The organism is Desulfobaculum sp. SPO524 (genome assembly GCF_044987625.1).
GTDB lineage: Bacteria > Desulfobacterota > Desulfovibrionia > Desulfovibrionales > Desulfovibrionaceae > Desulfobaculum.
Map to the genome: position 1 here is coordinate 140,568 of NZ_JBJDSB010000005.1, position 14,567 is coordinate 155,134.

Consider the following 14,567-nt stretch of genomic DNA (forward strand, 5'->3'; position numbering starts at 1 on the left):
TGCGTCACAGCAGACGCTGGAGATTCTGAACCCTGTTTTCAAGTTCCTCAATGCGGGCCAAGAGGTCGACAATGATGCTGCCGCCGACAACGCCGAGTTCAAGGTCCGTGCACAGGCGCACCAGCTTGCGGACCCGGTAGATGTCGTGCGGGCGGAAGAAGGTGCCGCGTTCGGACACCTCCATGGGTTCCACCCAGCCAATGTCGATGAGTTCGCCAAGCCGCGAGGGGTGCACCGCCGTCAGCTCCACAAACACCGCCCACGAAACAAGCTGAGATGGAATCGGCATATTTTCGCCGCGGATATCATCCTTATGCATGCGTCACTCTCCTGCTTTGCCATCACCCGGCCCACATGGAGGAACCGGGCGTCAGAAATCCCGAGGGGTGAAGGTGGACGTCTCGGCCAGCTTCTGCCACAGGGCGCGCTCTTCGTCCGAAAGGTCGCGCGGGGTCTTAATGACCACGCGGACATACTGGTCGCCCTTCTTGGCGCCGCTGCCCAGTCCGCGGCCACGGATGCGCATCTTCTGCCCGCTGGAGATGCCCGCAGGCACGTTCAGCTCCACGGATTTATCCAGCGTGGGCACCTGCACCGTGGTGCCGAGGGCGGCTTCCCATGGGGCAAGGGGCAGGTCCAGCGTCACGTTGGCTTCGTCCAGCTTAAAGCGGGCATGGGGCAGAATCTTCACCCGCAGGTACAAATCGCCTGCGGGGCCGCCCTGCCGACCGGGGGAACCCTGACCGGACAGCCGGATGCGTGCGCCGTTCTTCACACCGGCGGGGATGTTCACCTCAAGGTTCTTGGTGTGCAGCGACGACATGCCCGACGGGTCGGGGGCGCGGTCCTGAAAGGCCACGTTCTTGCGGCCACCGGCGTAGGCTTCCTCAAGGGTCAGCTCCAGCGTGGTTTCAATGTCGCGTCCCTTGGACGGGCCGGGCCTGAACCCCGCGCCGCCAAAGCCGCCAAACGGGTCCTGATGGTATCCACCACCCTGCCCGCCGAAACCGCCGCCTCCGAAGCCACCGCCAAAGATGGTTTCGAAGAAGTCGCTAAATCCGGAGCCGCCAAAGCCGCCCGCAAAATTTTCATAGCCCGGCGGCGGCTCAAAGTTTTGCCCGTTTTGCCAGTTGGGACCAAGCTGGTCGTACATCCGGCGCTTTTCCGGGTCCTTGAGCACCTCGTAGGCTTCGTTAATTTCCTTAAATTTGGCCTCTGCCTCAGCATTATCCGGGTTGAGGTCGGGGTGGTATTTTCGTGCAAGGCGTTTGAATGCCTTGGCGATATCCTCCTTGGAGGACCCGCGGCTCACGCCCAGAATTTCATAGTAGTCCTTGAATTCAACGCTCATCTCGATTAGCACTCCTTGCTACCGCAGAATGTCTCTGTTCGGCATATTTCTCTAGATAAGCCGCTTCAGCCGACAGTCAAGTATCCAAGCTCGTTAGGGGAATCCGACACCAATGCTCAAAAGCCTGCCAGTCATGATGTATCATTACATCAGCTCCTGGCCCAATTCCATCGCCGTGGCGCCCGAACTTTTCGAAAGCCACCTGAAAGCCATGACCAAAGCCGGCTACCGCGGTGTGGGCCTCGACGAAGCCGTCGCCTACCTGCGCGAAGGCCGCGCCCTGCCGAAAAAATCCGTCCTCATCACATTTGATGACGGTTTTTTGGACAACTACGTCTACGCGTGGCCGCTGCTGCGCGAGCACGGCCACAAAGGCGTCGTCTTTGCCGTCACCAATAAAATTGTGGACGAGGAGCGCCCCCGCCCCACGCTGTCGGACGTGTGGGACGGCTACGTGGGCATGGACGACCTGCCGCAGGTGGACAGCCCCATCCGGACCTCGCGCGAGGGATTGCGCATCCGCACGGACCTGTTCTTTTCGTGGAAGGAAGCCCGCCTGATGCAGGACGACGGCACCATGGCCGTTGCCGGGCACACCCACAACCACCGCTCCGTGTTCACCGGGCCCAATTTCCGCATGCTGTGCGAGCCGCAGGGCAAGCGCCGCACCTTTGACCAAATCGAGGGCGACGTCCCCTACGGCCTGCCGCGCTTTGAGGAAGGCCCCGCCATGCAGCACCGGGCCTTCAAGCCCTCGAACGAGGTGTACGACATTGTCACCTCCACCGTGCCGCAGGACTTCCGCACCGCCTACGATTACTTCAAGGACCAGCGCCATAGGCAGGACCTGATGCAGCGCCTGCGCGAGATTCCCACCGAACGCCTTGGCACCTACGAATCACAGGCCGAGTTTGAAGAGCGCGTCTACGAGGAACTGCGCACCAGCCGCGACCAGCTGACCACCGGCCTTGGCCGCGCGCCCGAGGTCATGGCGTGGCCGTGGGGCGCATCCAGCGACACCAGCCGCCGCATTGCCAAGGAGCTGGGCTTCACCGTCCTGTTCACCACCGATGTTGGCCCCAACCCGCCGGGGCTGGTGGCGGACAGCGCCCACCGCTTCAAGGCGCGGGCCAGAAGCTCGGCGTGGCTGCTCTCCCGCCTTGTGCTCTACTCCCACCCGCTTATCGCCAAAACCTACGGCCTGATCCACAAAAAATAAAAGACGCCCCCGGAAGTCACTTCCGGGGGCGTTTTTGTACTCAAATCATTACGGCATCAGCCGCGCTGGAGCAGCATCAGCTTTTCGCGCACGTCCTCCACCAGTTCCTCAAGAGGCTCCTGGGCAGGCAGCACAAAGTGCGAGGTCTCCATGTACAGCGCCTCGCGCTCGGCAAGGGTGGCGCTCAGTTCATCCACCAATCCGCCGCCGGTCAAGGCGGGACGCTGGTCGTGCTTGGGGTCGGCCCCAAGGCGCCCGGCCAGCAGGGCAACGTCGGCCATCAAGTAAAACACCGGGCCGCTGCTGCGCAAAAAGGCGCGGGTGCTCTGGTCCAAAATCACACCGCCACCAGTGGCAACCACCGCGCCGGCCTTGGGGTCAATGCCCTGCACAATATCGCGCTCAATGTCGCGAAAAGCCTGCCAGCCGCCGTCTTCAACAATGGCAGCCACAGCGCGGCCCGCATGGTTCACCACGAGGTCGTCGGTATCGATAAACGGGCGGCGCATGCGCTTTGCCAGCTCACGCCCGAGGGTGGACTTGCCGCAGGCCCGAAGCCCCACAAGGTACACGTTCACGTCCGGACCGAAGCGCGTCGGGCGCTCCGCCTTCTTGAAAGTCATGGTCTGGTCGCTCTCGGCAACGTCCACCTTCTTCTTCATGGCATTTTCGGGCCGTATATTCCGGGGCATGATAATCTCCCATCATCGCATGTGGCTGGACCACGTGAACCCGCGCGCGCCCTCCGCCGGGGCTGTCCAGCTCGGTGAAACGTGGACACAGTGCAATAAAACGCTGGCAGCGTCTACGCCTTTCCCTGCCCCGCCCCGCCCTCACCCGCATGCAGACACAGCTTTTTCCCGGTGTGCCGCATGCAACCGCCTAGTGTCTCTATCAAAAAAACTGTGCATCAATGCTGACATATTGCCCAAAACAGGGTATTGCTCCGGTAAGGTCAGAACTCGGCCCGTTTGTCACCACAGCGGGCGAGCCTCACCCCTGCAAGGGAGACGACATGCAGCACAGACCGTTGCGCGTACTTGTCATGGGGCGGCGGCACGGAACCACGGACGACTTGTCACGCATGCTCTCGCTCGGCGGCTACAACGCCGACTTCCGCTTAGCGACGGACGTAGACGACGCCCGTCCCGCCGTCAGCCGAAACGGCATTGACCTCATCATCGGCGAAGACCAGACAAGCCTGCGTCAGTTCATACGCAATCTGCCTCCCGGGGTGCCCTTCATTGCCGTGGATGCAGACATCAGCCACGAGCGGGGCCGCGCCCTCATCGAGGCCGGTGCGCACGACTATATGGCCCGCCGCGAGATGGAGCGCCTGCCCGCCTCGGTCACGCGAGCCATGCGCGACGTGCGGCCAAAGCGCGTGCCGGCTCCGGTAACGGACGGCAACGCGCCACAGCCTGCGGCGCACACCCTGCCCCACGGGGCTGAGAATCCGGCCCAGCCCTCGGCCCCCAGCGCAGGCGACCACTCCCCCGAGCCCCAGCACTGCGAGCACAGCGCCAACACCTTTGCCGAACTCTACCGGCACTCGCTGGACGCGGTGGTCATCCTGAATCTGGACGAGCACGTCCTCGACATCAACGCCGCCTTTACCAAGACCTTTGGCTACAGCGCGGACGAAGTGCGCGGACGCCACCTCGGGGACTGCATCCTGCCCGAGGGCGCGGACGAGGAGTTTCTGTCCCTCACCAGCCGCGTGCGGGAGGGACACATGGTGCGCAAGCGCACAACACGCCTGCGCAAGGACGGCAGCAGTGTGGACGTTATCGCCGTTGGCATTCCGGTGGAGCTTGAAGACGGCGCGCGCGGCATCTGCGCCATCTACAGCGACATATCACCGCGGGAGAAGGCCATACGCACGCTGCGGCAGGCGGAATCGCGCTACCGCAATTTCTTCATGAAGGCTGTGGAGGGGATGTTTGTGTCCACCCCGTCGGGGCGGTTTATGCTGGCCAACCCCGCGCTGGCCGAGATGCTGGGCTATGAAAGCATCAGCGAGGTGACGGATGAAATTCGCAGCCTGTCGCGCGAGGTCTACGCCGAGCCATCCGAGCGGGACAAGCTGCTTGACGCGCTGCGCGAGCACGGCTCTGTGATGAACCTGCGCACCCGCATGCGCCGCGCGGACGGCTCCACGCTCACCGTACGCCAAAACGTGCGCGAAATCCGCGATGACGACGGCGAGCTACTCTACTTCCAAGGCACCATGACGCCGGAACCAGACCCCGGCGACATCTAACCCCAGAAGCCCCCGTCCCCAAAAGGACCAATCGCCACACACGGCGCAAACGCGAGGCGGCCTTGCGCCGCCCCGCTTCTGCGCCGTGAGGACGACAAGTCCGCCGTTAATACTCGCCGCGGTTCTCGCTGTGGCAGGAGCGGCAGGCCTTTTTGACGCGGTTCAAATGCTGGTCGGCCTTTTTGAGGTCGTTATCCGAGGCGATGCGCAAAAACTTCTGGGCCTGCGCATTCAGGTACTCGGCCGCGGCCTGAAACTTCGCCGGGTCCGCGCCCTTGAAAAACTTGTCCGACCCTTCCACCGGATAGACATTTTCGTAGCGGTGCTCAAACACCAGCGGCAGCATCTGGGCCTTGGCCGCAATGGACAGCGTGGGGCTGACCACACGGATAACGTCGCCCTTTTCCAGCTTCAGCCGAATATCGCGCAGGTCCGCATTCATGGACCGCATGGCGAACTTCCGCGTGAGCACCACTTCCTGCGGGGAGCTTTTGCCCGGCAACAGCGCCGTCTGCGCCCACGCCGCGCTCACCGCAAATATCACGCCCAGACACAGGGCACAGATGACACCCGTTTTCCTCCTCATGCCGTCCCCTCCCGGTCACGAATCCTGCCGTGCGCCGCACGCTCCGGACGGGCCGGCTGCGCGCCACCATTTGACGCCAGCCCCCGCCACAGGCGGATTTTTACCATACTGACAATAGCAGAACCACGCGCGCTGGCGCAACACGATTCCCACCCGCGCCTACTCTCCGTTCAGCAGCCGCGACACCACGTTGGCCACGCCCTGCCTATTGCGCGCGGTTTGGGCCGATTCCCCCTTAAGGCTCGCGGCGTTGGCGTCGATAAGCCCACGGGCAATGTTCTGGACAAACTCGCCATACGACGCATCCCCGGCGGCGCGCGGACCAGCCTGCGCGGCGGGCGCTCCCTGCGGGCGCGGCGGCTGCTGCGCCGTCCCCGGCACCAACGGCGATAGCGGCGGCGCGGCCGGAGCAATCGCGGGGCGCGGCTCCGTGGCGTCAGCCTTTCCAGAATCACTGCCAACAACATCAACGGGACGTTTCTTCATGGCGTCCTCCTTCGCGCCGCCGCAGGCCGCCTGCAAACGCCGTCAATGACGGCCCCTTGCTTGACGCTCCCCCGGCATACGCATACATATGAAGATTGCATAACCTGGTCTCTTTTTCCTGGCGTTGCACGCTGCATCCGCGCCGGCCACCATGAAGGGCTCAGGCTGACGCACCACAACGGCGCAGCAAAAAGCACCCCAAAACACATGGCCAGACCATCAATGATAAAACATACTTATGACGACCAAAAACTCCACGCAGAATAAATTCATCGACCGCATCGGCGCGCTGTATCTCAAGCTGCTTGACGAAAAGCAGGACGAGCGCGAAGCGGCGCAAAGCATCAACGCCTTCGTGAGCAAGGCGCTGAAGAAGTTCGGCTTCAACCTCGCCGCCGACAAAATGGAGGAGCGCACCAAAAAAATCGCTCAGGTCGCCATCGCCCGCGCCAAAAAATCCCAGCGCGAAATGGAGCGCCACATCTGGCTCATGGACGTCAAAGTCGGGGCCGCGGGCAGTGGCTACACCATATCCTTTCTGCCCGACATCCGCATCCGCAACACGCCCGAGGCGCGCGACATGTGGGAGGGCTTTTTGGATACCCTTGCGCCCAAAACGCGCATCGGCCCGGACCCCAAAACCGGCACCATCGCCATCCTGTACCGCGACGGCGAATGGCTGGGAAACCTCATGCTGGCCGACGATGTGCGCTCGCTCTACATCATTCCAGAAATCCACACCGTGCAAGGGGACTTCATCGCCCGTGGCGCGCGCGTCGTCAACTCGCAGTTTTCCCATACCCTGACGATCCAAGGCGCGCTGTGCATCAATTACGAGCTGCTGCGCCAAACGCCGCCCGCCCTTGAGCTGGAAAACGGCATCAGCCTCTACGGCGTCAAATCGCCCCTCGGCACCCCCTTCACCCCGGACCAACTGCGCGCATGGGGCCTGAAAAAAGGCCACCGCGTCAAAATCCGCAGCGATGTGTTCGTCTTCAACGAGCATCAGGGCGCGACCCTATCGTGGGAACTCACGGGCGAAAACGTGCTCACCTCCTACGTGTGGAAAACCGGCAAGTGGCAGCTTGTCCGGCGCGAGCGCATCGACCCCGCCGTGTTCGAGCAGGTGGCCGGCCGCCTGAGCCGCATCAGCCTGATGCTGGGCCTTGGCGCGGACTTTATCGCCAAGAGCGTCTCGCGTACGCAGGAGAATATCGATAAAATCTGCCTTTACCTTGACCTTGCGCGTCTGAACCAGTCCAAGCCCCCGGCCAAGGACGACCCGGAGCTTGCCGCGCTGGAGCGGCTCATCCTTGCCTTTGGCGCCCTGCGCGCGCCCTTTTCCGCCGCGCAGGTCAACTCCGACGCCGTGCTGGACGCCCTTGACGGCATCTCGGACGACGACGTCACCCTTGCCGGGCAGTTCGCCAAACGCCCCCGCTACAAGGTGAGTGAAAAGCTCATCCGCCACGACCTTGACGACATTACCCGCTTTATTGATGAGGACACGGACTCCGACGAACTCTTGGCTGACGGCCTCACCACCGCGCGCTTTCTGCATGTGACGTTTAAATCCGACGACGCGCGGGGCAACCTTGCCAGCGCCGCAGGGGACGTGCCCGGACACTTCAACGACATTGTCCAACAGCTCCCCGAGGAAGCCCGCCTCAGCTTCGATCGTTTTCTTGAGGACCCGGCGCATACCCTCAAGGTCCTGCGCAAGCGCCTCTCAGATGAAGACCACCTGAAGCAGCTTGCCGCCATTGAGGCCGAAATACGCGTGCTGCAACAGATGCGGCCCAAGGAACTTATCCGCAAAATCGTCAGCGTGCCCTTCAATTCCGAGGACGCCGACTTCCAGCAGGACAAGGCCCTGCTGAACCAGCTCTTCGCCATGCAAAAGGCCGAGCTGAAAGACCTGCCCTTTGACGCGGAGCGCCTTGTGGACCTGCTTATCCCCCGCCTCAAGAGCTTTGTCCGCTACCGGTTGGACCTCATCCGCTCCGTGTGGAAAAACGGCCCGGAAGAGCGCCGCCCCATCACGGCGGCCATTGCGGAACAATTGCGCCCCCTCTCCGCCGAGGAGCTTATCAAGGCCCTGCGCCGCATTATCATCATGGTTCTGGACGTGGTGCGCGCCTACAACGCCCTGTCCACCACGCCGGCCGGAGAGGGGCAGGATGCCAAGCGCGAGGTCCGCGCCGCCCTGCCTGCCGACGCCGTAATGGCCATCCGCTCGCGCCTGAGCCGCACGTGCCTGTCCATCGGCGTCGGGCGCGCCTTTATTGACGACTACGCCGACGCGCTGGTGGGGAACCTGCACAAGATTGAATACTATCTGGAGTTGGCCCTCGGTGAGGCGGGCGTTGGGAACCACTCCCTGCTGGAGGGCGACGACCGCGAACTTATCGAAAGCATTTTGGCCAGCTTCCGCGACATCCGCGACGCGGCGGAGCGCGGGCAGGTCACCGAGGAATGCGCCGCCGCCCTCAAATACCTCAAGGACGACAGGCTGGACACCGTGGGCAGCGTCCTGTCCAAGCCCCGCCCCCTCATCGACGTAGCGTCCATCAAAAACGACGTGGCCGCCCTCAAAACCCTTCAGGGCAGCGCGCTGGATGTGGACTCCGTCTTTGGCTCGCCGGGGCGCTTTCTGCTCTTTCTGAACTCGTCGCTGGAATCCAAGCAAATGAAACGCACGGTCTCGACCTTTCTCAAGCCCGTGTACTTTGCCATCACCAAGCTGGCCAAGAGCGATGACAGCCTTGCGGGCCTCTCCCTCAACGACGTGCTCAAAACCCACTGCACCCCGGATGCCGTCAAGACCGCCTTTGACGGCAAGGGCGATCCCGAGGCGCTGGCCGAGCTTGCGGCGGGTATGAAACAGATTTGCGACAAGGGCGCGGCGGACATCATCACCCACATGCGCAAAACGCGTGAGGAAAACCCGCCGCCGGAGCTGGAGCGCGATCAAGAGTTAGTGGCGCGCCTTCTGGCCTTTGAGCGCAAGCCCCTCGGCGCGCTGGAGCTCCAGCCCCGGCAGACCTCGCTACTGCTGCTTCTGCGCCTTGAGTCCTTCATCACCGAGAGCGTCAAAGCCCTTTTCGAGGACGGCGCCATGGAGGATCAGGACGCCAAAACCATCATCAAGCGCCTGCTGACGGACCTCAAGTGGCGCTATGAGGTCATCCGCACCTACAACAAGCTCACCACCCCGGCCAAACCCAAAGCCACGGGCTAACATCGCGGCCCCATGCGGGGCCACATCCCACCACGATTTGCATTCCGTGGGTTTTTCCCTTGTCATTGCCCGGTATGTTCTGCATATTCTTGAATGAATCCTCCCCGTCACATGCAGGATGGAGGCGGCATGACCCTGATTCGCGACATCGCAACGATCATTCAGTCCATGACAGATGCTCTGCGGCGCACCGAGCCTGACGAGCCGCCACGTTCTCCCGATTCCGGGTGGTGGGTTCTGGTGTGCGGCGCGCATCTGGATGCCGAAGACTTCGACCAGCGCGAAGCGGCGCGGGAGGCCCTGCGCCTGACGCTGAGCGACTACGGCATCAGCCTGCGTGAACATATCTGGGTCTGGGACGAGACGGACCGGGCTCAAGTCGTGGTGGGTCAGCACGCCTCCATCCGCAGGGCGAAACGCCATGCTGACGACCTTGTCCGCTTTGGGCTGGAGGTCCGCATCATTTCGCGGTGCCCGGATTCGTAATCACGGGCTGGCACACTCTTTCTCCGCGTCCGAACCTCGAAACCGGAGGTCCGAAATCCCGTGCGGCTCCCCAACTCCTGTCGTGAAATAAGCTCCGGATTCCGGCGCTTTTGCATTGAACAGCGCATCTTCAACCTCTTCATCGCCATTTTCATTGGTGCCCTGTCCGGGTACGGCGCTATACTCTTCCACCACGTTCTTGTTGGGTCGCAGTTCGCCTTTTATCAGGAGACGGGCGACATTCTCGACTTTGTCGGGCGGCTGTCGCCCTGGCAGTTGGTGCTTTTGCCCGCCATTGGCGGGCTTATTGTTGGCCTTATCGTGCGCTTTGGCGCGTCCGAGGCCAAGGGGCACGGCGTGCCCGAGGTCATGTCCGCCCTCGCTCTCAAGGGTGGGCGCATCCGCAAACGCGTTGCCATTGTCAAAATTATCGCCTCCGCCGTATGCATCGGCTCCGGCGGCTCCTCCGGGCGCGAAGGGCCTATGGTGCAGATTGGCTCCAGCATCGGGTCCACCATCGGGCAGTACTTCAAGGTGCCGGTTATGGAGCAGCGCACGCTGGTGGGCTGCGGCGCGGCGGCGGGCATTGCCGCGACCTTCAACGCGCCTGTGGCGGGCGTGCTGTTCGCCCTTGAGGTGCTGGTGGGCGACTTTGGGTTGGCGTCGTTCTCGCCGGTGGTGCTCTCGTCCGTGTCGGCGACGGCGGTGTCGCGCTACTACTGGGGCGACCTGCCGACCTTTGACCTGCCGCTGTACACCATCCGCTCCATGTGGGAATTCGGCATCTACCCGTTTCTTGGCATTCTTGCGGCGCTGGCGGCGGCGGGATTCATCATCGTGCTCTACAAGGCCGAGGACATTTTTGAAAACCTGCCCATCCCGGAGTGGCTCAAGCCCGCCATTGGCGGCCTGATTCTCGGCGTTATTCTGCTGCAATGGCCGCATGCCTTTGGCGTCGGCTACGGGGCCATGAACCGCGCCTTGCACGGGCAACTGGCGGGGATGCTGCTGCTCACCCTTGTTGCCGTAAAAATACTCGCCACTTCGGCCACCCTTGGCTCCGGCGGGTCGGGCGGCATCTTTGCGCCATCGCTCTTCATCGGCGCGATGACCGGGGGCTTTTTCGGCTGGGTGGCGGGGCTGGTGTTTCCCAGCATCACGGCGCCCATCGGCGCGTACGCCCTTGTGGGCATGGGCGCGGTTGTCGCAGGCACCACGCAGGCGCCCATCACCGCCATTCTCATCCTCTTTGAAATGACGGGCGACTACAAAATCATTCTGCCCATGATGATTACCTGCATCATTTCCACGCTCATCACCTCCGCCATCTGCAAAGGCTCCATCTACACCATCAAGCTCCAGCGGCGCGGCATCGACATCGCGGGCGGGCTGGAGCAGAACATTCTGCGCTCGCTCAAGGTGGGGCGCTTCATGCAAGGTTCGCCCTACACCATCCCGGAATCCCTGCCGCTGCTGGATATTATCAAGACCTTCAAACACGCCGACGTCTCCTACCTGCACACAGTGGACGACAACGGCGCGCTGCGGGGCATCATCTCCTTCCGCGACATCCGCCCCCTGATGCACGAGGACAGCCTGCACTATCTCGTCATCGCCCGTGATGTGGCGACCTCACACGTCGTCACCGTCACCCCGGACGACACCATCAAGACCGCCCTGCGCCTTATGAGTTCGCAGGGCGTCTCCCAACTGCCGGTGGTCCAGCCCGGCAACGGCAACACCCTTCTCGGCACCCTGCGGCAAAAGGACGTCCTCCACGCCTACAATAAGGCCATTATCCGCCGCGAAATCGACGTGCTGTAGCGCTGTAATGCCGTAGCGTTCCCGCCCTGCGCATCGCCATGAGCTGGCCGGCCTCTCCTGGCCCCCAGCATTCTGCCATGCGCCGGTGTCCCCACAGTGTCCCGTCCCGTCTTTCCCCTGCAACACTTGGCACCACCCGCTGCCGCACCATGCGTCGCCCTCTTGCGGCTGCTCCGAAGAAGCGGGGCCAAGTCGGGGCGAAACGTCAACCACGCGCCGCGCACCCGCGCCTTTGCCCCATCCCCAGCCCAACCAGCCGTCCTCACCGCATCCTCTCGGCCCCCAAGCCCCACCCTGCGCCTCGCGCCCTGCCCCTTGCATCAACCAACGCCTTCCCGCCCTGTTCCTGCCATACCCAAAGCCCTTTGCGCCGCCTTGTGACATTTATGTAAAACACACTTCAACAAGCAACTTTTAAACCCCTCAATTCCGAAGCCTCTTGACAAAAGAGTCAAATTAGACAAGTACAGAACTGCCTTGAGGGATAACGGTAATTTTTCAGTGGCGTCAAAATTCCCACGCACAAGGGCAATCCGGCCGCCTTCGCAACATGGGCACAGGCCGCACAGCACACCACCGACGACGCCAAGGGGAGGGACCATGCCCATCATCGAATTCAATAATGTTCACAAATGGTATGACGATTTTCACGTGCTGAAGGGCATCAGCGAGACTGTAGACCAAGGCGAAGTGCTTGTGGTGTGCGGTCCCAGCGGGTCCGGCAAGAGTACGCTTATCCGCTGTGTGAACCGCCTTGAGGACTATCAGGACGGCACCATCCTCTTCGAGGGCCGCGACCTGCACGCCAAGGGCGTGGATACCAACGCCCTGCGCACCGAAATCGGCATCGTGTTTCAGCAGTTCAATCTGTACCCGCATCTGACGGTACTGAAAAACATCATGCTGGCCCCCACCAAGGTCCGCAAACTCCCGCAGGCCGAAGCGCAGGACACCGCCATGGAACTGCTGGAGCGCGTGGGCCTTGCCGATCAGGCCTACAAATACCCCGCAGAGCTTTCCGGCGGCCAGCAGCAGCGCGTGGCCATCGCCCGCGCCCTTGCCATGCGCCCCAAGGTGATGCTCTTTGACGAGCCAACCTCCGCGCTGGACCCCGAAATGATCGGCGAGGTGCTCGCCGTTATGAAGGACCTCGCCCGCGAGGGCATGACCATGGTCTGCGTCACCCACGAAATGGGCTTTGCCCGTGAAGTGGCGGACCGCGTGGTCTTTATGGACGGCGGCGAAGTTATCGAGCAGGGCCGCCCGGACGATTTCTTCGCCAACCCCGTCCACGAACGCAGCAAAGCGTTCCTGCGCGAGATTCTGTAGCCCGCACGGCGCGCGGCGGCTCACATGCCCCGCACAAGACGCCGCACGCGTCAGCGCCCCACGCCAGCACGGCGCGGCAGGTCCGCAACACACCCCGCGCCCGATGGATATCCCGGCGGCCACCCCGCCCCGCAACACTTTCGCATGGAGGAAAAAGCCCAATGAAAAAGACCACCCTCATTTCCCTTGTCGCGCTGTGCCTCGTTCTGATGGCTACAGCGGCCTTTGCCGGAAAGCTCGACCAGATTAAAGAGCGCGGCACCCTCATCTGCGGCGTTAAGGACGCCGTGGTGCCCTTTGGCTATGTGGACGAGGATTCCAAGCAGCTTGTGGGCATGGACATCGACATCTGCCGCTACATTGCAAACAAGCTGGGTGTTGACCTGGAGCTGAAGCCCGTCACCTCCGCCACGCGCATCCCCATGCTGACGCAAGGCTCCATTGACATCGCCGCCGCCACCATGACGCACAAATATTCCCGCGACGACGTCATCGACTTCTCCATCACCTATTTCATGGACGGCCAGAAAATCCTCGTGAAGCGCGGCTCCGGCATCAAGTCCGTGGCCGACCTCGCCGGCAAGAAGGTGGGCACCGCCAAAGGCTCCACCTCCGAAAAGAATATCAAGGCCGCCCAGCCCGACTGCCGCGTGGTGTCCTTTGAGGGCTACCCGCAGGCCTTCCTTGCCCTGAAGCAGGGCAAGGTTTCCGCGGTCACCACGGACTCCACCATCCTTCTCGGCCTCAAGGGCTCCGACCCCAACCCCGAGCTGTGGGACATCGTGGGTGACTACATTGCCGACGAACCCTACGGCCTCGGCCTGCCCGAGAACGATTCCGACTTCCGCGACTTTGTGAACAAGACCCTGGCCCAGATGTGGCTCTCCGGTGAGTACATGAAGGTCTACAACACGTGGTTCGGCCCGGACACCAACTACTATCTGCCCACCACGTGGAAGATGGAAGTCTGGCCCGGCGCCAACGACTAGACGCCTCCCCGCACGTCTTTGACAGCCGGGGGCCACGGCCCCCGGCATGTTCCACCTCACACCACGCGGAAGGAAGCCCGTGAACTACGATTTCAAATGGCAGCTCGTCCTGTCCGGCAAGTATGCGGACTGGCTTATTGACGGTCTGATCATGACCCTCAAAATCTCTGCCGTCTCCCTTGTCCTCTCGCTTCTGCTCGGCACCGTCATCGCGGTGATGCGGATGTCCAGAGTGCGTCCCCTCGTCTGGCTGAGCGCGGCGTACACGGAATTTTTCCGCAACACCCCGCTGCTTGTGCAGATCTACTTTTGGTATTTCGGCTCGGACCCGCTGTTTCCCGAGGCCATCAAAGGATGGCTGTACAACACGGATTTCGAGTTCGCCTCCGGCGTGATTGCGCTGACGGTGTACACCTCCGCCTTCATTGCGGAGGAAATCCGCTCCGGCGTGTTCTCCATCCCCAAGACGCAGCTTGAAGCCTCGCGCGCGACGGGCCTGTCCTTCATTCAGGCGCAGCGCTACGTCATTTTGCCGCAGGCCTTCCGCATCATTATTCCGCCGCTCATCTCCCAAGCGTTGAATCTCATTAAGAATTCATCGCTGTGCATGACCATCGGCGTCATGGAGCTGACCTACATGGCGCGGCAGATCGAGTCGTACACCTTCCGTGGCTTCGAGGCCTTTACGGTGTCCACGCTTATGTATCTGTGTCTGTCGCTTGTGGTCTCGCTGTGCATTACACAGTACAACCGCCGGTTCCTGAGAACCGTCAAGCATTAGGGAGAGCCTTCG

The 14,567-nt window shown here is 62.3% G+C and carries 13 protein-coding genes; 8 read left to right on the plus strand and 5 right to left on the minus strand.

Annotated features, from left to right (window positions below):
- Positions 1-4 precede the first annotated feature (4 nt).
- A complete protein-coding gene (locus ACI3L3_RS14930; RefSeq protein WP_404845945.1) occupies positions 5-319 on the minus strand; it encodes a chaperone modulator CbpM in 315 nt (104 codons plus the stop codon).
- A 51-nt stretch (positions 320-370) separates the two neighbouring features.
- Positions 371-1,351: a DnaJ C-terminal domain-containing protein gene (locus tag ACI3L3_RS14935; RefSeq protein ID WP_404845946.1), complete on the minus strand. Its 981-nt coding sequence runs from the start codon at positions 1,349-1,351 to the stop codon at positions 371-373.
- A gap of 112 nt (positions 1,352-1,463) precedes the next feature.
- Here ACI3L3_RS14935 and ACI3L3_RS14940 point away from each other — a divergent pair, with 112 nt between their 5' ends.
- Positions 1,464-2,570: a polysaccharide deacetylase family protein gene (locus tag ACI3L3_RS14940; RefSeq protein ID WP_404845947.1), complete on the plus strand. Its 1,107-nt coding sequence runs from the start codon at positions 1,464-1,466 to the stop codon at positions 2,568-2,570.
- 56 nt (positions 2,571-2,626) lie between these two features.
- On the opposite strand, the gene aroL is transcribed toward ACI3L3_RS14940, so the two are convergent.
- Complete coding sequence (gene aroL, locus ACI3L3_RS14945) at positions 2,627-3,262, minus strand: shikimate kinase AroL (RefSeq protein ID WP_404845948.1); 636 nt, start codon at positions 3,260-3,262, stop codon at positions 2,627-2,629.
- A 323-nt stretch (positions 3,263-3,585) separates the two neighbouring features.
- On the opposite strand from aroL, the gene ACI3L3_RS14950 reads away from it, so the two are divergent.
- A complete protein-coding gene (locus ACI3L3_RS14950; protein ID WP_404845949.1) occupies positions 3,586-4,833 on the plus strand; it encodes a PAS domain S-box protein in 1,248 nt (415 codons plus the stop codon).
- A 106-nt stretch (positions 4,834-4,939) separates the two neighbouring features.
- Here the strand turns inward: ACI3L3_RS14950 and ACI3L3_RS14955 are convergent, their stop codons facing one another.
- Together ACI3L3_RS14955 and ACI3L3_RS14960 are read right to left on the minus strand one after the other, a co-directional pair.
- On the minus strand, positions 4,940-5,419 hold the full coding sequence (locus ACI3L3_RS14955) for a cytochrome c (protein WP_404845950.1): 480 nt from the start codon (positions 5,417-5,419) through the stop codon (positions 4,940-4,942).
- A 159-nt stretch (positions 5,420-5,578) separates the two neighbouring features.
- Positions 5,579-5,905, minus strand: a complete 327-nt coding sequence (locus ACI3L3_RS14960; protein ID WP_404845951.1) for a hypothetical protein — start codon at positions 5,903-5,905, stop codon at positions 5,579-5,581.
- Between the two features lie 238 nt (positions 5,906-6,143).
- Between ACI3L3_RS14960 and ACI3L3_RS14965 the strand changes: the two genes are divergently transcribed.
- The 6 genes from ACI3L3_RS14965 to ACI3L3_RS14990 all read left to right on the plus strand — a co-directional run bounded on the left by ACI3L3_RS14965 (position 6,144) and on the right by ACI3L3_RS14990 (position 14,555).
- The gene (locus ACI3L3_RS14965) at positions 6,144-9,146 is read left to right on the plus strand and encodes a hypothetical protein (RefSeq protein WP_404845952.1); all 3,003 of its coding nucleotides are present in this window, start codon (positions 6,144-6,146) and stop codon (positions 9,144-9,146) included.
- Positions 9,147-9,275: 129 nt separating this feature from the next.
- The gene (locus ACI3L3_RS14970; RefSeq protein ID WP_404845953.1) at positions 9,276-9,632 is read left to right on the plus strand and encodes a hypothetical protein; all 357 of its coding nucleotides are present in this window, start codon (positions 9,276-9,278) and stop codon (positions 9,630-9,632) included.
- A 60-nt stretch (positions 9,633-9,692) separates the two neighbouring features.
- Positions 9,693-11,456: a chloride channel protein gene (locus ACI3L3_RS14975; RefSeq protein WP_404845954.1), complete on the plus strand. Its 1,764-nt coding sequence runs from the start codon at positions 9,693-9,695 to the stop codon at positions 11,454-11,456.
- Positions 11,457-12,056: 600 nt separating this feature from the next.
- Positions 12,057-12,785: an amino acid ABC transporter ATP-binding protein gene (locus ACI3L3_RS14980; protein WP_404845955.1), complete on the plus strand. Its 729-nt coding sequence runs from the start codon at positions 12,057-12,059 to the stop codon at positions 12,783-12,785.
- A 161-nt stretch (positions 12,786-12,946) separates the two neighbouring features.
- Positions 12,947-13,774: an ABC transporter substrate-binding protein gene (locus tag ACI3L3_RS14985; protein ID WP_404845956.1), complete on the plus strand. Its 828-nt coding sequence runs from the start codon at positions 12,947-12,949 to the stop codon at positions 13,772-13,774.
- Positions 13,775-13,853: 79 nt separating this feature from the next.
- Positions 13,854-14,555, plus strand: coding sequence for an amino acid ABC transporter permease (locus ACI3L3_RS14990; RefSeq protein WP_404845957.1), 702 nt, complete (start codon positions 13,854-13,856; stop codon positions 14,553-14,555).
- The last annotated feature ends 12 nt before the right edge of the window (positions 14,556-14,567 follow it).